This is a genomic window from Streptomyces sp. T39 (genome assembly GCF_008042045.1).
Classification (GTDB): domain Bacteria; phylum Actinomycetota; class Actinomycetes; order Streptomycetales; family Streptomycetaceae; genus Streptomyces.
Map to the genome: position 1 here is coordinate 1 of NZ_RDBP01000012.1, position 17,795 is coordinate 17,795.

Below are 17,795 nucleotides of genomic sequence, written 5' to 3' on the forward strand. Positions count from 1 at the left end.
GTGGGCGACCGCGGCGTGGACGGACGGCGAGGGCAGCTCGCCGCCGGTGAACGCGGAGTACCCGGCGCCCCTGAGCAGCGTGGTGCACTCCTGGAGGAAGGCGGCGTGGCGCGGCTCGCCCGGGTCCAGGGAGCGGACGAGCGCCGCGTACGAGACGTGGTGCGGCCACTCGATCCGCAGGGCCGCGGCCGAGCGGCGCAGCCGGGACACCGCCCCGTCCGGGGCGGTGGGCAGGGTGCGCAGGATGCCAGTGCCCGAGGCCACCATGATGTCGGCGGCCGCCATCCCGGTGAGCAGCGAGATCTGGGCGTTCCATCCCTCGGCGGGCAGCGGCGCGCGGTAGGCGGGGACGAAGCCCCCGCCGCGTTCGTGGATCTCCTGCTCGGGCACGTTCAGGGAGATGCCGCCGCGCTCCACCTCCAGCGCCTCCCGCAGCCGGCCGATGTCCCGCAGCAGGGCCAGGGACTTCTCGGCGGTGCCCGTGTCGATCTGCCGCTGCGCGCCCGCGTAGTCGAGCCGGGCACGGCTGCGGACCAGGGCACGGCCCACGTCGGTGGCGACCGTGCGCCCGTCGGCGTCCAGATCGATCCGCCACAGCAGGGCCGGCACCGTCCGGCCGGGCAGCAGACTGGCCGCGCCCTCCGAGAGCACCGGCGGGTGCAGGGGTACCCGGCCGTCGGGGAAGTACAGGGTCTGCACCCTGCGGTGCGCCTCGGCGTCCAGTGCCCCGCCGGGCGCGACGAAGGCGGCGACGTCGGCGATCGCGTAGTGGACGCGGAAGCCGTGGCCGCGGCGGGCCAGGTGCATCGCCTGGTCCAGATCGGTGGAGCCCGGCGGGTCGATCGTGAGGAAGGGGACGTCGGTTGCGTCGGACGCGGGCAGCCGGGGCGCGCGGGCCGCGTCCTCGGCCTCCGCGAGCACCTCGGCGGGGAAGGGTCCCGGTACGCCGGGCATGCCGCGCACCTCGCGCAGCGCGGCGCGCAGGGCGGCCTCGACCGCGCCGGTCACATGCAGGGGGCGTCGGGGCATGGACCGAGCGTATGCCGGGGCAGGGGCAGTGGCATTTCGGACCTCCCGGCCCTTTGTAGGCTGGCGTCCGGGGGCCGCACCCCCTCCCCCGTACGTCATGAAGGAGAAGCGCCGTGCTCGTGCTGTTGCCGCCGTCGGAAGGGAAGGCCGCTGCCGGACGCGGGGCTCCCCTGAAGCCGGAGTCGTTGTCCCTGCCGGGGCTCACGGAGGCGCGGGCCGCCGTGCTGGACGAACTGGTGGAGCTGTGCGCCGGGGACACCGGGAAGGCGCAGGAGGTGCTGGGCCTGAGCGACGGGCTGCGCGGCGAGATCGCCAAGAACACCGAACTGCGCACCACGGGCGCGCGGCCCGCCGGGGAGCTGTACACGGGCGTGCTCTACGACGCGCTCGGCCTGGCCACGCTGGACGCGGCAGCGCGGCGCCGGGCCCGCCAGTCGCTGCTGGTCTTCTCCGGCCTGTGGGGCGCGGTCCGGATCGGTGACCGCATCCCGCCGTACCGCTGCTCGATGGGCGTGAAGCTGCCGGGGCTCGGGGCGCTCGGCGCGTACTGGCGGGCGCCGATGGACGCCGTCATGCCGGAGGCGGCCGGCGGCGGGCTGGTCCTGGACCTGCGCTCGTCCGCGTACGCCGCCGCCTGGAAGCCGAAGGGGGAGGTGGCGGGCCGCACGGCGACGGTGCGGGTGCTGCACTCCCAGACCGTGGACGGCGTGGAGAAGCGGTCCGTGGTGAGCCACTTCAACAAGGCGACCAAGGGGCGGATCGTCCGGAGCCTGCTGGAGACGGGTGCGTCGCCGCGGACCCCGGCGGCGCTGGTGGAGGTGCTGCGGGACCTCGGCCACGTGGTCGAGGCGCAGCCTCCGGCATCCGCGGGGCGGCCCTGGGCGCTGGACGTGGTGGTGACGGAGATCCACTGAGCCATCACGTTGCACCTTGTGCAACGCGCGTTGCGATGTGTGCAGAGGGCGGGCAGGATGGCGGCATGAGCACCGTGCCCTCCGCCCCGTCCGTCCTCGGCCTCGCCCCGGTCCTGCCCGTCGTCGTGATCGACGACGCCGCCGACGCCGTCCCCCTCGCACGCGCCCTGGTCGCGGGCGGCCTGCCGGCGATCGAGGTGACGCTGCGGACGCCCGCCGCGCTGGACGCGATCCGGGCGATCGCCTCCGAGGTGCCGGAGGCGGTCGTCGGCGCCGGCACGGTGATCTCGCCCCGGACGGTGGAGGAGGCCGCGGCGGCGGGTGCGCGGTTCCTCGTCAGCCCCGGGTGGACGGACACCCTGCTCGACGCGATGCGCGCGTCCGGGCTGCCGTTCCTGCCGGGGGTCTCGACCGCGTCGGAGGTCGTCGCGCTGCTCGAACGCGGCGTCCACGAGATGAAGTTCTTCCCCGCGGAGGCGGCCGGCGGGACGGCGTACCTGAAGTCCCTGGCCGGGCCGCTGCCCCAGGCCCGCTTCTGCCCCACCGGAGGGATCACCCCGGCGACGGCCCCCGCCTACCTGGCGCTCCCCAACGTCGCCTGCGTCGGCGGCTCGTGGCTGCTGCCGCCCGACGTGGCGGCGGCGAAGGACTGGGGGCGCGTGGAGGCGCTTGCGCGGGCGTCGGCGTAAGGGGGCTTCGCCCTCGGGTGCGTCGCGCGCCGGGGCAGCCGGCCCCCACCGGCCGGTGGTCGCGGCACGGCCCGCGGCCGTGTACCGCGGGCCGACCGTCATGGCAGGGGGAGACATCAGTGTCTGACGCCCCGTCATGACGACACCGGCTCGAACCCGGCGGATCCGGGCCGGACGCAGCGCACGACCACCAGCGCTCGCCGGTTACCGCTCGAGGCGGTTGAAGCACCGTTCCACGACGTCGCGCTGCTCGTCGAAGACCGGTGGACGCCCTCCCCGGCTGCCGCCGCGGCCGGTCCCTCAGCCCGCCCGAGGGGAAACCCTCGCACCACGCCCACCAGTGGCTGAACCGGGGCGGGAGTGACGAGCGGGTGCTAAATCAAGCGGGGTCACATCCCTTGCAGCGGATCGAGGCCCCCGGATGCACCTCAGGCGAAGATCACCAGCCCGTCCCGGCGCGCCGGGAACGCGCGGACTCGGCACCCGTGCCCTGAGAGCGAGCCCCATGGCCGCTGTGCTGACGGCCGGTGCGATCGCCGTCGCCGTGGCCGCCCCCGCCCCCGGGGTCCCCGGGGACCCGACCACCGTCACGTCCGCCGGCGCCCGCGCTTCCCAGGACGCCAGGGACACCCGGGACGCCCGGGACACACCCTTCACGCGGAAACTGACAACGGATCTGCTGGCCCACATGCAGCGGCTGCGCGTTCCCGGCGCGATCGTGTCCGTGTCCACACCCGCGCGAGGCACCTGGACCACGGCGCTGGGCACCGCGGACCTGGCGACCGGGACGCCGATCAGCACCCGCGACCACATGCGGGTCGGCAGCATCACCAAGACCTTCACCGGAACGGTGATCCTGCAACTCGTCCAGGAGGGCAGACTCGCCCTGGACAAACCCGTGGCGGCATACCGTCAAGGCGTACCGAACGGCAGGCGCATCACCATCCGCCAGCTCCTGCAGATGACCAGCGGCCTGTACAACTACGCCGAGGACCCCCGCTTCAACCGGCAACTCGACCTGCACCCGGAGCGCTACTGGTCCCCGCAGGAACTCCTCGACATCGCCTTCCGCCACCCCGTCTACTTCCCCCCGGGCACCGGATACCACTACTCCAACACCAACTACGTGCTGCTCGGCCTCATCGCCGAACAGGTCACCGGCCGACCGCTCGCCCGCCTTCTCCGAGAACGCGTCTTCGAACCGGCCGGACTCGAGGAGACCAGTTTCGCCAACGGTCGCTCGATCCCCCGTCCACACGCTCAGGGCTACATGTTCATCGACAACGTGGACAGCCTGACCGCCCCGGTCCTGACCGGCAAGGACGCGGCCTGGGCAGACTGGTCGGCGGGCAACCCCCGAAACGCCACGCGCGACAACGCCTCATTGGCGTGGGCCGCTGGAGCGGCCGTCTCCACGGTGGACGACCTGCGTCGCTGGGCGAAGGCCCTCGCCACGGGAAGCCTGCTCAGCCCCGCAGTGCAGCGCGAAAGGCTGACCTTCGTGCCGACCTCCGACCTCCCCGGGGCGCCGACGTACGGCCTGGCCGTCGCGAACATCCTGGGATACATCGGCCACGACGGCGAGATCCCGGGCTACAACAGCTTCATGGGCTACGACCCGGCCACCCGCACCACCGTCGTGGTGCTCACCAGCCTCAACCAGTCACCCGACGGCACGGCACCCGCCATCGAGCTCACGGAGCAGATCATCGACCACCTCACGCCGCGCCCACGCAAGGACTCGGGCAACAGCGGACGGGGGACCTCCCCCTCCCCATAGGACAGTTCACGGCGAGCGACGTATCACCCGACAATGATCCACCACTCAAGACCAATGGAAGACAGGACCTAGCGCAGCGCGGACGTGTCGTTCAGCAGGCGCAGGGACGCGTTCCCGTCCGCGTAGTACGCCACCGCCGACAGCGAAGCCGCCGAGAGCTCCATGCGGAACAGCGCCTCCGGGGGTGCCCCCAGGGCGAGGCGGACCAGGGTCTTGATCGGGGTGACGTGGGTGACGAGCAGCGTCGTGCGGCCCCGATGGGCGGCGAGCAGCCGCTCGCGGGTGGCTGCCACGCGGCGGGCGACCGTGGCGAAGGACTCGCCGCCCCCCGTGGGCGCCGCCTTCGGGGAGGCGAGCCAGGCGTCCAGGTCGTCCGGGTGCCGCTCGCGCACCTCGGCGAAGGTCAGCCCCTCCCAGGCGCCGAAGTCCGTCTCGCGCAGGCCCTCGTCGACGGTGACGGGCAGGCCGAGGCGCTCGGCCACGGTCTGCGCGGTCTCGCGGCAGCGCCGCAGCGGGGAGGTGACGATGCTCTGGACCGTGCCGCGTGCGGCGAGCGCCGCCGCGACGGCGTCCGCCTGGCGGCGGCCCGCCGGGGACAGCACCGGGTCGCTGCCGCCGCTGCCCGAGAAGCGCTTCTCGGGGGTGAGCGCCGTCTCCCCGTGCCGCAGCAGCACGAAGGTGGAGGGCGTGCCCATGTCCGCGGCGGAGCCCCACCCCGCGGAGGGCGCCGTCCGGGCGGAGGCCCCCGCGACGGACACTCCCCCGGAACCGGAACCGGAACCTGAGTCCGACGTGCCCCCGGCCGAGGCGGAGGCGGCACCTCCCGAGGCGGCTCCGGCCGGGACTCCCTCCAGGGGCGACGCGACCCGCGCGGCGGGCGCCTCCCACTGCCTGCCCTCGCGCCCCGCGTCCATCGCCTCGTTGGCGAGCCGGTCGGCGTGCTTGTTGCGCTCGCGCGGGATCCACTCGTAGGTGACGCGGGAGGCGGGCAGGATCCGCGCGGCCTCCGCCGCGAGCGGCTTCATGTCGGGGTGCTTGATCTTCCAGCGCCCGGACATCTGCTCGACGACGAGCTTGGAGTCCATCCGGACGCGCACGGTGGCGTCCGGGTCCAGCCGGCGGGCCTCCCTGAGGCCGGCGATCAGGCCCTTGTACTCGGCGACGTTGTTCGTCGCGACGCCGATGTACTCGGCGGCCTCGGCCAGCGCCTCGCCCGTGACCGGGTCGAGGACGACCGCGCCGTAGCCGGCGGGGCCCGGGTTGCCCCGGGAACCGCCGTCGGCCTCGACGACGAACTCCCGCACTACAGGCCCGATTCGGAGGTGCGGACCAGGATCCGGCGGCAGTTCTCGCAGCGGAGCACGGTGTCGGGGGCCGCGGCGCGGACCTCGTTGATCTCGGTGATGTTCAGCTCCAGCCGGCAGCCCTCGCAGCGGCGCTGGAACAGGCGCGCGGCGCCCACTCCGCCCTGCTGGACGCGCAGCTTCTCGTACAGCTTGAGCAGGTCGGCGGGCACGGACCCGGCGACGAGCTCGCGCTCCTTGGTGACGGAGGCGGCCTCGTCGTCGAGCTCCTGCTGGGCGGCGTCGCGGCGGGCGGTCACCTCGTCGGTCCTGCTCTGCACGGAGGTGACGCGTCCGGTCAGCTCGGCGACGCGTTCCTGTACGGACTCACGGCGCTCCATGACCTCCAGGACGATGTCCTCGAGGTCGCCCTGGCGCTTGGCGAGGGAGACGATCTCGCGCTGGAGGTTCTCCAGGTCCTTGGGCGAGGTGACGGCTCCGGAGTCCAGGCGCTGCTGGTCCCGGACGGCGCGCTGGCGCACCTGGTCGACGTCCTGCTCCGCCTTGACCTGCTCGCGGGCGGTGTCGCTCTCCTCGGTCTGCGCGGCGACCAGCAGGTCGCGCAGCTGGACGAGGTCCTTGGTCAGCGATTCGATCTCGGCGTGCTCGGGCAGCGACGCGCGCTTGTGGGCGAGCTGGGAGAGCCGTACGTCCAGGGCCTGTACGTCGAGGAGTCGGATCTGGTCGGCGGGCGCGGCGTTCAGTTGGGGGCTCCAGAGGAATCGTGGTGGGCGGACCAAGGGTCGGTGACCGTCTTGGACACGTGGACCCGCAGGTCCCAGCCGTGCCGGTCGGAGATCTCGTCGAGCTGGGCGGCGGCCTGCTCGCACCAGGGCCACTCGGTGGCCCAGTGCGCGGCGTCGACCAGTCCCAGCGGGGAGTGCTGTGTCGCCTCGGAGGCGGGGTGGTGGCGCAGGTCGGCGGTGAGGAAGGCGTCCACTCCGGCGGCCCGCACCTGGTCGAAGAGGCTGTCGCCGGAGCCTCCGCTGACGGCGACGGTGCGCACGGTGGCGTCCGGGTCGCCGGCGACCCGGATCCCCTGCGCGGTCGGCGGGAGCCGCCGCGCGGCCCGTGCCGCGAACTCGCGCAGCGTCTCCGGCGGGTCGACCTCGCAGACGCGGCCGAGGCCGCGGTGGCCGGCGGGGTCGGAGGGGTCGGGCACCAGGGGGCGGACGACCCGCAGGTCGAGCGCGCCCGCGAGGGCGTCGGAGACGCCCGGGTCGGCGGTGTCGGCGTTGGTGTGCGCGACGTGCAGCGCGATGCCGTTCCTGATGAGCGTGTGGACGACCCGGCCCTTGAAGTGCCCGGCGGCGACCGTCGTGGTGCCGCGCAGGTACAGGGGGTGGTGGGTGACCAGCAGATCGGCGCCGAGGGTCACGGCCTCGTCGACGACGTCCTGCACGGGGTCGACGGCGAACAGGACCCGTGTGACCTCGGCGTCCGGGTCACCGCAGACCGTGCCGACCGCGTCCCACTCTTCGGCCCGCTCGGGGGGCCAGAGGGCGTCGAGCGCGGCGATGACTTCAGACAGACGGGGCACGGAGCAAAGGCTACCTGTCCCGCCGGTCACCGGGGCCTGCGGCCGGAGGCGGGACGCGGGAGCCGCCCGCGGGGCGGGCCGCCGGGGGTGCGCGACGGGCGCGGGCAGCACACGGGCCACCCGCGGCTCAGGCGAATCGACCGTTGGCCACCCTTATGTGTGAAGAGCGGTGTCTCGTGTTGTTCGGCAGGAAGTGCGATACCTAGCTTCTGTGGCCGGAGGTGACGTTGCGATGACAGCCTGTGCCATCGAGACCCCGGCGGACGGCGACGCTGCGGCGGATCCGGCGAGCGGGGCGCTGACGATCACCGCGGACGGGATGTACGGCGCCCGGCTCGCGGGAACGGGAGAGGCGCTCTTCGCGGAGCGCTGGACGCTCGGGGGGCCCGAGCCCTACGCGGTACCGCTTCCGCTCGGCCAGCCCGAGGAGCGCGAGGCGGGAGTGCTGCCGCTGACGGACGGGCGGGTGCTGATCCGCCGCCGCGTCGCGGAACGGCACACGTTCTCGCTGCTGTACCCGACCGGCCCGGGGACCGGCGAGCTGCCGCTGGGCGCGGTGACGGCCGAGGAGCTGGTCCTGCTGCCGCCCTGCCCGGACGGTGTGCGTGCCTACGCGCTGACGCCCGGCGCGGCGTCGACCGGTGTCTGGCTGGTGGCGGGCGGCGCGGCGGGACCCGAGCTGCTCGCGAGGGTGCCGGGCCGCTGCTCGGGAGGCGCCTGGCTGGACCGCGCGGGCCGGATGCTGGCGCTCGACCGCCGCATGCCGGGCGGCGGGCCCCTCAAGGCGGTGGCGGTGGACCTGGCCCGGGGCGGGGAGGTGACACCGCTGCTCCAGATCACCGAGTCCAGCGACGACCGGCTGCTGCTCGCGGACGCGGACAGCGGCCTCGTCCTGATCCGGTCCGACGCGCCGGGCCGCGGCGACGAGCGGCTGGGCTGGGGGGTGCTCGGCAGCCTGCGGCCGGTCCGGTTCCCGGACGCGCTGCGGCTGCCCGATGCGGTGGTGACGCCGTTCGCCGTCCAGCCGGGGCAGGTGCTCACGCCCGAGACGTGCGCGGTGGCGCTGCGGATCGACGGCGCACAGGGCAGCTGGGCGGGTGTGTGGCGTCCCGCGGACCGGCGGTTGCACCAACTGGCGCCTCCAGTCGGGTGGTTGGCGGGAGCCGGCACCTGGGACCGGGACGGTGTTCTCCAACTCCCCTATGCGAACGGGGAGGTTGCGTGCGGAGTGGCTCGCGCGGGATGTGAAGAAACCTTCGGCCATGCGGAGGATCCCGCGCCGGGCCCTCACGCCGCGAAGGACTCCGCCACCGACTCCGCACAAGCGGAACGCGCAGGTGGGGAACCGTCCGGAGCTCCTCGCGGTCCTGTCATGCGCAAGCCGGTGCCGTTGCAGCAGGCACCTCTCACGGGCCGCGGTGCGCATGGTTAGACTTTTCCGCCGGGGCTACGCAGCCGCACCGTCCGTGTGCCGACGGTGACGGAGGACGCGCGGTGCGAACGGGGCCCCGCGACAGCCGATCAGCGATCACTACGGGGTGACCTTCCACATGTCCGACGTCCGACCCGACCAGTCGTCCGAGAACCAGCAGCAGCCCGTCTCCCTCTCGCCCGCCGCGTGCGGCGGGGCGGGCAGGCACCGCGGGGGCGCGGCCCCGGAGAACACCTCCGCGCCCGAGGCGCACGGCCGCCACCGCCGCCCGGCCTGACGGACCGCCGGTCCGGATCCGTACCGGTCCGGACCACGGCGTCCGCCGGGACCGCGCCCCGGCCGTTCCCGGGTCCGGGGCCCTTCGGCGGCCCGCGCCGGCGGGCGGCCGTGCGGGCCGCGTCCTACGCTGGACGCCGTGGACGAGATGCCGCGGGACCACAGCCACAGACCCACCCACTCGGTACGTGTCCTGCTCGCCGAGGACCGCGCCACCACCCGGGGCGCGCTCGCGCTGCTGCTGGGCATGGAGGCCGATCTCACCGTCGTCGCCCAGGCCGCGCGCGGGGACGAGATCGTGGACGCCGCGCTGCTCAGCCGGCCGGACGTCGCCCTGCTCGACGTCGAACTGCCGGGCATCGGGGGCGTCGAGGCGGCCGCCGCGCTGCGCACGGAGGTCCCGGACTGCCGGGTGCTGATCCTCGCCACGTCCGGCCGCGCGGAGTTGGTGCGCCGCGCGCTGGAGGCCGGTGCGGCCGGGGTCCTCGTCAAGGACGGCCCGGTGGAGGACCTGACGGAGGCGATCCGGCAGGTGCTCACCGGCGCGAGGGTCGTCGACCCGGCACTGTCCGCGCCCGCCCCGGGGGCCCGGCAGCCCCGGGGCTGACCCGCCACGGAGCCCGGCACCGGGACGGCTCTCCCTGCGGGCACACCACCCGCCGGGGGCCCTACGGCGTCCCGGCCCCGTCGCGGGCGTCCCTGCCCGGCAGGAGGACGAGCATCAGCACGACGGCGCAGAGCAGCACCGCCGTCGCGGTGCGGAAGGCGAGCGCGTAGCCCTGCGTCAGCGCCTCGGGCGATGTCGCGCCGCCCGTGCGGGAGGCCGCCACGGTGGACAGCACCGCGAGGCCGAGCGCGCCGCCCATGGTGCGCGAGGTGTTCACGAGGCCGGAGACCAGGCCCGCGTCGCCCGGGGCGGCACCCGAGGTGGCGAGGGTGGCGAGCGGGGTGAGGGCGAGACCGAGGCCGGCCATCATCAGCACCCCGGGCAGCGCGATCGTCGTGACGTACGCGCCGTCCGCGCTCATCGTCGACTGCCAGGCGTATCCGGCGGCGGCCACCAGCGCGCCGAGGACGGCGACGTTCCTGGCTCCGGCGGCGGCCATCAGCCGCGGTGCGATCTTGGAGCCGACGACCACGGCCAGCGAGCTCGGTATCAGGGCCAGTCCGGCCTCCATCGGGGTGTAGCCCAGCACGTTCTGCGCGTAGACCGTCATGAAGAACCACATGGCGAAGGAGACCGAACCGGTCACCGTCATGGCCGCGTTGGCGGCCGAGACCGCGCGGGAGCGGAAGACCTTGAGCGGCATCAGCGGCGCCGCGGTGCGCGCCTCGACGATCACGAACAGCACGAGCAGCGCGATTCCGGCCAGGAGCGGCACCAGCGTCGCCCGCGCGCCCCAGCCCGCCTCCTCGGTCTGCACGATGCCGTAGGCGACGGCCGCGAGCCCGAGGGTGACCAGCACGGCGCCGGGCAGGTCGAGCCGGCGCGGCGCGTCGACCCGGCTCTCCGCGAGCCACACCAGCGCGCAGGCGAGCACCAGGACACCGACGGGCACGTTGATCAGCAGCACCCAGCGCCAGGACAGCAGGTCGGTCAGGACCCCTCCGACGAGGCCGCCGGCCGCGCCGCCCGCGGCGCCGACGGCCGCCCAGGTGGCGATGGCCCGGGTCCGGGCGGGGCCGGGCGGCACCGCCGCGGTGATGAGGGTGAGCGTGGCCGGTGCGAGCACGGCCGCGCCGAGGCCCTGCGCGGCGCGGGCGGCGAGCAGCTGCCAGCCCTCCTGCGCCAGTCCGCCCGCGAGGGAGGTCAGGGTGAAGAGACCGAGCCCGATCAGGAACATCCGCTTGCGGCCGAAGATGTCGGCCGCCCGGCCGCCGAGCAGCATGAAGCCGGCGAAGGCGATGGAGTACGCGTTGAGCACCCACTGGAGACCCGTGGCGCTCATGCCGAGCTCGGCGCGCATGGACGGCAGCGCGACGTTGACCACGGACACGTCGAGGACGACGAGGAACTGGCCGGCGCAGGCGGCGAGAAGAACCGCCCACGTCCGCGGGGACGGGGCGGAGGCCGACGGACGGGATGTTTCGGCGTGCGGGCGGGCTTGGACCATGCGTGTCATGGTCGCACCAGTCGTACGGTCCGTACATCCGCCGGAGGGACCAGCACCTCGGCAGAGGGTCCCGGGTCTCGGGACCCAGGGCCCGCGGGGGGCGCCGGCCGCGCGGCGTCCCCCCGCGGCCGGGGCGGCGGAGGGTTCAGCCGAGGAGCCTGGCCTTCTGCGCGGCGAACTCCTCCTCCGTCAGCACTCCTTGGGCCTTCAGGTCGCCCAGCTGCTTGAGCTGGTCGATCTTGCGGGTCATGTCGTCGCCCGGGTCGGCGGCGGGCGGGGGCCGGGGCGCCGCGGCGGGCTGCTGTCCGTAGGGGCCGGCGTCCTGCTGCGCCCAGCGGCCGGCCTGCCGGCGCGAGACCCGGTTGGAGACCGCGGTCGCGGTTCCGGAGATCACGGCGGTGCGGGCGATGCCGCGGAGTAGCTCGGGCATGGTCATCTCCCTCGGTGCGGCGTGGGCGTGCCACGCGGAGGCGGTCGGCGGGGCCCGGAGGGGCCGCCGCACCGGCGGCCCCTCGTCCGGGGCCGGTGGTCAGGCGGCCGCCGGTCCGCCGGGTTCGGTCGCGTCCAGCGAGGCGAGCAGCGCCTGGACCGGGATGCGGCCGCCGGCCACCATCCGGGCGCCGCTGCGCCGGAGGGCTCTCGCCAGCGGCGCGGCCCAGGTGTTCTCGTACACCAGGACCGCGGCGGAGTTGCCCGGTTCCAGCACGCCCCCTGCCTCGTCGAGGTCGTCCTGGTCGAGCAGGCCGCTGGACACGCCCTCGAACACCGTCAGTTCCGCCTCGTCCCCGGCGTCGCGGAGCTCGACCGCCGTGACCGTCCCGTCGCCGTCCTTGGTGACGAACGCCAGGTCGAGGATGCGGATGAGGCCGCGGTCGACGAGGTCGACGAGGAGGGGCAGGCCCTCGCCCGTCATCCGGTTGCCCGGGAATTCGAGGACCAGGTAGTCGACCGGCCCCATGTCTTCGATGTCGTCGCTCACGGGCACTCCCTCACGGGCGGATCGTGGTGGGTCCGCTGCCTCGCCCCCGGCGGGGCCGAGGCAGACGTACGGCTCCATTGCATCACCGGCCCCCCGGCCCCGCACGTCCGCGCCGACGGCTCCCGGGCCTTCCGTTCCCGGGGTGCGCGGTTCACCCGGGTGGCTCAGATTGGAGTGGACCCGACCGGCCGAGAACGACCCGGCCGGTCCTGCGGAAGGAGCAGCCCATGGCGACTCACGTCGGGGCCGGTACGGCGCACGGGGCGAAGCGGACGGGGGCCGGCAGCGGATGGCTCGTCTTCGCCGCCGTCCTGATGATCTTCGGTGGTTTCATGGCGGTCTTCGCCGGCATCGCGGCGATCGCCGAGGACGAGGTGTTCGTCACCACCCGCAACTACATCTTCGGATTCGACCTGACCTCCTGGGGCTGGATCCATCTGATCCTCGGCATCGTGATCGCCCTGGCCGGCTTCGCTCTCTTCGGGGGCGCCACCTGGGCACGGGTGGTGGGGGTGGTCCTCGCCGGACTGGCCATGCTGGCGAACTTCCTGTGGCTGCCCTACGCGCCGTTCTGGGCCGTCGTGCTGATCACGATCAGCGGGTTCGTCATCTGGGCCCTGTGCCGTGCCCCCAGTCCGACCTGACGACCGTCCGCCGACGTCCGGCGCAGGACAGGAGTGTTGACCATGGCCCGACACCCGAAGCCCGCGATGCGCGCGGCGCCCGGTGCGACGCCCGGCGAGCGGGCGGCACTGGGACGCAGGGCACGGCGCGAGGCGCCCCGGTCGGGGCACGCCGTGTACGAGCCGGCGCCCGGCAGGCCGGACCCGCTGGCGCTGCTGGAGGCGCAGTCCGCGACGCGGCTGCCGGACCTCGTCCCGATCCGCTACGGGCGGATGACCGAGTCGCCGTTCCGCTTCTACCGCGGGGCGGCGGCGATCATGGCGTCGGACCTGGCGGGCAGTCCCGACTCGGGCATCAGGGCGCAGCTGTGCGGGGACGCGCATCTGCTGAACTTCCGGCTGCTGGCCTCCCCGGAGCGGCGGTTGATGTTCGACATCAACGACTTCGACGAGACGCTGCCGGGCCCCTGGGAGTGGGACGTCAAGCGGCTGTCGGCGAGCCTGGCCATCGCGGGCCGGGCCAACGACCTCGACGACGCCGCGCGGGCGCGGATCGTGCACGCCGCCGTCCGGTCGTACCGCGAGGCGATGATCCGCTTCGCGGAGATGGGCAACCTGGAGGTCTGGTACTCCGGCATCGACGCCGAGCGGCTGACGGAACTGGCCGGCGACCGCCTGCTCAAGAGCGGCCGCAAGAAGCTGTCGCGTGCCATGGCGAAGGCACGCGGCCGCGACAGCCTCCAGGCCTTCGGGAAACTGACCGAGCCGGACGGCGGGCGGCCCCGGATCGCCGCCGACCCCCCGCTGCTGGTGCCGCTCGCGGACCTGCTGCCGTCCGGTGAACGCAAGGACCTGGAGCGCAGGTTCCGGATCCTGGTGCAGCGGTACGGCCGGACGCTGCCGTCCGACCGGCGGACCCTGCTCGCGGACTACCGGCTCGCGGACGTGGCCCGCAAGGTCGTCGGTGTCGGCAGTGTGGGCACCCGCTGCTGGATCTTCCTGCTGCTCGGGCGGGACGGCCGGGACCCGCTCTTCCTCCAGGCGAAGGAGGCCGACACCTCCGTGCTCGCGGCGCACGTCGGTGAGAGCCACTACGCCAACCAGGGCGAGCGGGTGGTCGCGGGGCAGCGGCTGATGCAGGCGGCGAGCGACATGTTCCTCGGCTGGGAGCGGGTGGACGGCATCGACGGCAGGCGGCGCGACTTCTACGTGCGTCAGCTGCGCGACTGGAAGGGCATCGCCGTGCCGGAGACCATGACGCCGCGCCAGCTGCGGGTGTTCGGCGAACTGTGCGGCGCCACGCTGGCCCGTGCCCACGCGCGCTCCGGGGACCGGATAGCGATCGCCGCCTACCTGGGGCGGGGCGAGTCGTTCGACCGGGCGCTGGCGCGGTTCGCCGAGGCGTACGCCGACCAGAACGAGCGCGACCACCGGGCGCTGGTCGACGCGGTGAAGGCCGGGGGGCTGCCGGCGGCGGACCTGCCGGCGGCGTGAGGCGACGGCCTGACGCGACGCGGGGGAACCGCCGCCCGCGCGGGCGCCGGGGTCTGCTGATGACGGCCGGTCAGGTCGGCGGTGACCGGTGCCGGTGCGCGCGGGGACGGCCGGGGTCCCGGCGGGTGGCCCTACCGGCGCGTAGGGCACGATGGGCTCCCCATCCGCACGCCTCGCGCACGCCGCCGTACGCCCCACCGGGAGGACCCGATGTCCGCCGTCGCACCCAAGCCGGAGATCCTCGCCGCCTTCGAGGCCGCCAAGGGCTTCATGCCCGTGGACGAGGGGCTCGCCCTGTACGCGGCGGCGCGTGAGGCGGCGGAGCAGGGTCTGCCGCTGCTGGAGGTCGGGACCTACTGCGGACGCTCGACGATCCTGCTCGCGGACGCGGCGCGCGAGGCGGGCACGGTCGTCGTCACGGTGGACCATCACCGGGGCAGCGAGGAGCAGCAGCCGGGGTGGGAGTACCACGACCCGGAGACGGTCGACCCCGAGATCGGTCTCATGGACACGCTGCCGTCCTTCCGCCGGACGCTGTACCGGGCCGGGCTGGAGGAGCACGTGATCGCGGTGGTCGGCCGGTCGCCGCAGGTGGCCGCGGCATGGGGCGGGAGGGTCGGCCTGGTCTTCGTCGACGGGGGCCACACCGACGAGCACGCGACGAAGGACTACGAGGGCTGGGCGCCGCATGTCGCCGAGGGCGGTCTGCTGGTGATCCACGACGTGTTCCCCGACCCGGTCGACGAGTTCACCGGGCAGGCCCCGTACCGCGTCTTCCTGCGCGCGCTGGCGTCCGGTGCGTTCGAGGAGGTCTCGGTCACCGGCTCGCTGCGGGTGCTGCGGCGTACCGGGCCGGGGATCTGAGGGCGGCCCGCTAGCATCGCGGGGTGCCGTACGACGAGAACCAGCACCGCCCCACCGGACCGCGTCGCTCCCGGCGCTCTCTCGCCGCCGTCGCCGTGCTCGTGCCGGCCGCCGCCCTCGCCGGGTGGCTGGTCTGGCCGGGCCCGGCCGGGGACGGAGGCCGGAGCTCGGCCGGTGAGCCGTCCGCCCCGGCTCCCGTGACGACTCCCCCGGCGGACAAGCCGGGGGACCCGGAGGCGTCGCAGGGGGCCCGGCCGTCCGCCTCCGCCTCGTCCGGCACGCCCCGCGCCGAGGGACCGCTGGCAGGCCGGACCGTGGTCGTCGACCCCGGGCACAACCCCGGCAACTTCCGTCACACGAGCGAGATCAACGAGCTCGTGGACATCGGAACGAACCGCAAGGAATGCGACACCACGGGCACCGCCAGCAACGCCGGCTACCGCGAAGCCGATTTCACCCTCGATGTTTCACGCCGTCTTCGCACACTGCTCGAGAAGCAGGGCGCAAGGGTCGAATTCACCCAGGACGACGATCGTCCGTTCGGCCCGTGCGTGGATGAACGAGCACGGTTCGGCAACAATGCGGACGCGGACGCCGTGATCTCCGTCCACGCGGATGGATCCGCTGCCGGGAATCGCGGATTCCACATCATCCTCCCGGGCCTCGTCAAAAGCGGCGAAGCCGACACCTCCCGTATCGTCGCCCCCTCGCGCGACCTGGGCGAACGCATCGCGGACGGTTTCGGACGCGCCACCGGAACCGCACCCTCCAACTACATCGGCGGCGGCACGGGACTGGACGAACGCAAGGATCTCGGCGGCCTGAATCTCTCGACCGTTCCCAAAGTGTTCGTCGAATGCGGCAATATGCGTGATCCGAAGGACGCGGCCCTGCTGGCGAACGCGAGTTGGCGTCAGCGCGCGGCCCAGGGAATGGCCGACGGGATCGCCGGCTATCTCCAGCAGTGACCCTGCGAACGGGATACCGGGAGGACGGCCGGAACCGCCGGACGATAGATTCGCCTCTACGATGGGGAGTCTTCCCCCGAGCTCCGCGTCCGTGAACCCGCCCAGCGGGCGGCAGCGACGACCGCCCCGATGAGACGACCTACGAAGGACTGACACGTGAACATCCGCTCCCTCACTCGAGGCGATGGCGTGGTGATCGGAGCAGCGGTGTTGCTGTTCATCGCCTCGTTCCTCAAGACCTACGACGTCGGCGACGAAGGGCCGAACGCGTGGGACAGCCTGAACAGCGCCCTCGCGATCTACATGGTCGGCGTGCTCGGCGCGGTTCTGATCGTTCTCTCCCGCTCCCAGCCGCAGCGCCGGGTCGCGGGGATCGACCTCGGCCAGTTCGGCGTCGCGGCGACGGTGTTCGTCGCCTGGTTCTTCTTCTGGACCCTCATCGACCTCGACCAGATCGACGCGGGCGCCGGCCTGATCCTCGGTCTGATCGCGGCGCTGGCGCTCACCGGGGCCGCCATCGCGACCCCGCTGGTGCCCGCGCTCAAGGCCCCGCTCGTCGGCGCCCCGCGCCCGGCGTCCCCGCAGCCCTACGGCGCCCAGCCGCAGGGCGGTTACGGCTACCCCGGCGGCCAGCAGCCCTACGGCGCGCAGCCCGGTCAGCCCCAGCCGTACGGCGCCCAGCCGGGTCAGCCGCAGGGCGGGCAGCCCGGTCCGCAGGGCGGCGCCCCGGCGCCGGCCGACGCCTCGCAGGGCGGCGGCTCCTCGGACTTCTCGCCGTTCTGGTTCGCCGTGCCGGTGGCCCGTCCGCTGTACGGCGAGGACGGTTCGCCCGCGCCGATCGCCGAACTGGCCCCCGGTACCTGGTACCTGGCGGTCGAGCAGCGTGGTCCGGGCCTGATCGCCCAGACCCAGGACGGCCGCCGCGGCGTCCTCCAGGACACCTCCGGCATCCAGCGCGGCTGACGGCCCGCACCCGCGAGCAGTCGAGCGGCCCCCGCCCTCAGGGCGGGGGCCGCTCGCGTGTCCGGAACCGGCCCCGCCAGGTGTCCGGTCGGGACACCGGGCGCACACGGCGGCCCGCACGACTGTGCGCGCCCCGCCTCCTCGATCACGGACCCGAACGACGCACTCGGACGACGCCAGGTCCGCATGCCTGACTCGATCCGGCGCAACTCGGCGACCTCGCGCCCGAGTTGGCCGATCCCCGGGGTGCGCAGCCGCCTTCGCGAGCGACGGGTCGCCTCGGCGTGCTCCGCGGCCGGTTCGAGCCCGTTGCGGGCGAGGCGCCGGAGAGGCCGGCCTCGTCACCGGTGCGCACAGCCGGGTGCGGACCGCCCACGGCCCCCGGGCCCGGCGGCACTTGTCGCCATCCGGGTTCACTCGAACGGGTTTCACAGGCGCACAAGGGGCAAGACGCGGAACATGACAACACGCGCTGGCAACACCACTACCGCGGCGAGAATCATCGCCGTCGTCGCGGACGTCATGGCCTTCGTCATCGGCCTGTGGATCCTCATGTACCTGCTGGACGCCAACCGTGCCAACGACCTCGTGGAGTTCGTCCGCGAGACGGCGCGCTGGCTGGCCGGCTGGTCGCACGACCTGTTCACCTTCGACGAGGAGTGGGCACGGGTGGTCGCGGGCTACGGCCTCGCGGCCGTCGTCTACCTCTTCATCGGCCACGCCGCCGCCGGAGCCATCCGCCGCCGCTGACACCGGGCGCGGCCCGGCACCGGCACGGACGCGCCAC

The 17,795-nt window shown here is 74.1% G+C and carries 18 protein-coding genes and 1 pseudogene; 12 read left to right on the top strand and 7 right to left on the bottom strand.

What is annotated here, in order from left to right; translation table 11 throughout:
• Positions 1 to 1,029: RNB domain-containing ribonuclease (locus tag EAO77_RS00880; protein WP_147986230.1), on the bottom strand; the 1,029-nt coding region annotated here is incomplete at its 3' end.
• A gap of 113 nt (positions 1,030 to 1,142) precedes the next feature.
• Here EAO77_RS00880 and yaaA point away from each other — a divergent pair.
• From yaaA to EAO77_RS00895, 3 genes are all read left to right on the top strand, one after another.
• Positions 1,143 to 1,943, top strand: coding sequence for a peroxide stress protein YaaA (gene yaaA, locus EAO77_RS00885; RefSeq protein ID WP_147986231.1), 801 nt, complete (start codon positions 1,143 to 1,145; stop codon positions 1,941 to 1,943).
• A 65-nt stretch (positions 1,944 to 2,008) separates the two neighbouring features.
• Positions 2,009 to 2,632 (top strand): bifunctional 4-hydroxy-2-oxoglutarate aldolase/2-dehydro-3-deoxy-phosphogluconate aldolase, encoded by a 624-nt coding sequence (gene eda, locus EAO77_RS00890; RefSeq protein WP_147986232.1) that lies wholly within the window; start codon positions 2,009 to 2,011, stop codon positions 2,630 to 2,632.
• A 505-nt stretch (positions 2,633 to 3,137) separates the two neighbouring features.
• Positions 3,138 to 4,412, top strand: a complete 1,275-nt coding sequence (locus EAO77_RS00895) for a serine hydrolase domain-containing protein (RefSeq protein WP_222723640.1) — start codon at positions 3,138 to 3,140, stop codon at positions 4,410 to 4,412.
• 68 nt (positions 4,413 to 4,480) lie between these two features.
• Here EAO77_RS00895 and EAO77_RS00900 read toward each other — a convergent pair whose 3' ends face one another.
• Genes EAO77_RS00900 through EAO77_RS00910 form a run of 3 tightly spaced genes read right to left on the bottom strand, consistent with a single transcriptional unit; the run spans position 4,481 to position 7,295 of the window.
• On the bottom strand, positions 4,481 to 5,716 hold the full coding sequence (locus EAO77_RS00900) for a bifunctional RNase H/acid phosphatase (RefSeq protein WP_147986233.1): 1,236 nt from the start codon (positions 5,714 to 5,716) through the stop codon (positions 4,481 to 4,483).
• A complete protein-coding gene (locus tag EAO77_RS00905; protein WP_147988861.1) occupies positions 5,716 to 6,459 on the bottom strand; it encodes a zinc ribbon domain-containing protein in 744 nt (247 codons plus the stop codon). The genes EAO77_RS00900 and EAO77_RS00905 overlap by 1 nt, the downstream gene beginning before the upstream one ends.
• Positions 6,456 to 7,295 carry a Nif3-like dinuclear metal center hexameric protein gene (locus tag EAO77_RS00910; RefSeq protein WP_147986234.1) on the bottom strand — a complete coding sequence of 280 codons (840 nt, stop codon included), beginning with the start codon at positions 7,293 to 7,295 and terminating at the stop codon, positions 6,456 to 6,458. The genes EAO77_RS00905 and EAO77_RS00910 overlap by 4 nt, the downstream gene beginning before the upstream one ends.
• Before the next feature lie 232 nt (positions 7,296 to 7,527).
• On the opposite strand from EAO77_RS00910, the gene EAO77_RS00915 reads away from it, so the two are divergent.
• The 3 genes and pseudogenes from EAO77_RS00915 to EAO77_RS00920 all read left to right on the top strand — a co-directional run.
• On the top strand, positions 7,528 to 8,727 hold the full coding sequence (locus tag EAO77_RS00915) for a hypothetical protein (protein ID WP_187283077.1): 1,200 nt from the start codon (positions 7,528 to 7,530) through the stop codon (positions 8,725 to 8,727).
• A gap of 118 nt (positions 8,728 to 8,845) precedes the next feature.
• The gene (locus EAO77_RS38360; RefSeq protein WP_187283078.1) at positions 8,846 to 9,004 is read left to right on the top strand and encodes a hypothetical protein; all 159 of its coding nucleotides are present in this window, start codon (positions 8,846 to 8,848) and stop codon (positions 9,002 to 9,004) included.
• Between the two features lie 147 nt (positions 9,005 to 9,151).
• Positions 9,152 to 9,592 (top strand): annotated as a pseudogene (locus EAO77_RS00920) (response regulator); the annotation flags it as partial.
• A gap of 79 nt (positions 9,593 to 9,671) precedes the next feature.
• On the opposite strand, the gene EAO77_RS00925 reads toward EAO77_RS00920, so the two are convergent.
• The 3 genes from EAO77_RS00925 to EAO77_RS00935 form a co-directional block, all read right to left on the bottom strand.
• Positions 9,672 to 11,117, bottom strand: a complete 1,446-nt coding sequence (locus EAO77_RS00925; protein ID WP_147986236.1) for a DHA2 family efflux MFS transporter permease subunit — start codon at positions 11,115 to 11,117, stop codon at positions 9,672 to 9,674.
• Between the two features lie 145 nt (positions 11,118 to 11,262).
• Positions 11,263 to 11,547 carry an SHOCT domain-containing protein gene (locus EAO77_RS00930; RefSeq protein WP_147986237.1) on the bottom strand — a complete coding sequence of 95 codons (285 nt, stop codon included), beginning with the start codon at positions 11,545 to 11,547 and terminating at the stop codon, positions 11,263 to 11,265.
• A gap of 99 nt (positions 11,548 to 11,646) precedes the next feature.
• Entirely contained in the window at positions 11,647 to 12,096 is a 450-nt protein-coding gene (locus EAO77_RS00935) for a DUF6325 family protein (RefSeq protein WP_187283079.1), read from the bottom strand.
• 227 nt (positions 12,097 to 12,323) lie between these two features.
• Here EAO77_RS00935 and EAO77_RS00940 point away from each other — a divergent pair, with 227 nt between their 5' ends.
• The 6 genes from EAO77_RS00940 (at position 12,324) to EAO77_RS00965 (ending at position 17,758) form a co-directional block, all read left to right on the top strand.
• The gene (locus tag EAO77_RS00940) at positions 12,324 to 12,740 is read left to right on the top strand and encodes a hypothetical protein (RefSeq protein ID WP_147986238.1); all 417 of its coding nucleotides are present in this window, start codon (positions 12,324 to 12,326) and stop codon (positions 12,738 to 12,740) included.
• 42 nt (positions 12,741 to 12,782) lie between these two features.
• Positions 12,783 to 14,213, top strand: coding sequence for a DUF2252 domain-containing protein (locus EAO77_RS00945; protein WP_147986239.1), 1,431 nt, complete (start codon positions 12,783 to 12,785; stop codon positions 14,211 to 14,213).
• A 210-nt stretch (positions 14,214 to 14,423) separates the two neighbouring features.
• On the top strand, positions 14,424 to 15,077 hold the full coding sequence (locus EAO77_RS00950; protein ID WP_147986240.1) for a class I SAM-dependent methyltransferase: 654 nt from the start codon (positions 14,424 to 14,426) through the stop codon (positions 15,075 to 15,077).
• Between the two features lie 23 nt (positions 15,078 to 15,100).
• On the top strand, positions 15,101 to 16,045 hold the full coding sequence (locus tag EAO77_RS00955; protein WP_147986241.1) for an N-acetylmuramoyl-L-alanine amidase: 945 nt from the start codon (positions 15,101 to 15,103) through the stop codon (positions 16,043 to 16,045).
• A gap of 156 nt (positions 16,046 to 16,201) precedes the next feature.
• Positions 16,202 to 17,008, top strand: coding sequence for a DUF5336 domain-containing protein (locus tag EAO77_RS00960; protein WP_147986242.1), 807 nt, complete (start codon positions 16,202 to 16,204; stop codon positions 17,006 to 17,008).
• Positions 17,009 to 17,467: 459 nt separating this feature from the next.
• Positions 17,468 to 17,758, top strand: a complete 291-nt coding sequence (locus tag EAO77_RS00965; protein WP_147986243.1) for a hypothetical protein — start codon at positions 17,468 to 17,470, stop codon at positions 17,756 to 17,758.
• Positions 17,759 to 17,795: the final 37 nt, after the last annotated feature.

What these genes read in the sequence shown, in the direction of transcription:
- eda (WP_147986232.1), top strand. Translation starts at nt 2,009, where the DNA reads ATGAGCACCGTGCCCTCCGCCCCGTCCGTCCTCGGCCTCGCCCCGGTC.
- EAO77_RS00895 (WP_222723640.1), top strand. Translation starts at nt 3,138, where the DNA reads ATGGCCGCTGTGCTGACGGCCGGTGCGATCGCCGTCGCCGTGGCCGCC.
- EAO77_RS00915 (WP_187283077.1), top strand. Translation starts at nt 7,528, where the DNA reads ATGACAGCCTGTGCCATCGAGACCCCGGCGGACGGCGACGCTGCGGCG.
- EAO77_RS38360 (WP_187283078.1), top strand. Translation starts at nt 8,846, where the DNA reads ATGTCCGACGTCCGACCCGACCAGTCGTCCGAGAACCAGCAGCAGCCC.
- EAO77_RS00925 (WP_147986236.1), bottom strand. Translation starts at nt 11,117, where the DNA reads ATGGTCCAAGCCCGCCCGCACGCCGAAACATCCCGTCCGTCGGCCTCC.
- EAO77_RS00930 (WP_147986237.1), bottom strand. Translation starts at nt 11,547, where the DNA reads ATGCCCGAGCTACTCCGCGGCATCGCCCGCACCGCCGTGATCTCCGGA.
- EAO77_RS00940 (WP_147986238.1), top strand. Translation starts at nt 12,324, where the DNA reads ATGGCGACTCACGTCGGGGCCGGTACGGCGCACGGGGCGAAGCGGACG.
- EAO77_RS00945 (WP_147986239.1), top strand. Translation starts at nt 12,783, where the DNA reads ATGGCCCGACACCCGAAGCCCGCGATGCGCGCGGCGCCCGGTGCGACG.
- EAO77_RS00950 (WP_147986240.1), top strand. Translation starts at nt 14,424, where the DNA reads ATGTCCGCCGTCGCACCCAAGCCGGAGATCCTCGCCGCCTTCGAGGCC.
- EAO77_RS00965 (WP_147986243.1), top strand. Translation starts at nt 17,468, where the DNA reads ATGACAACACGCGCTGGCAACACCACTACCGCGGCGAGAATCATCGCC.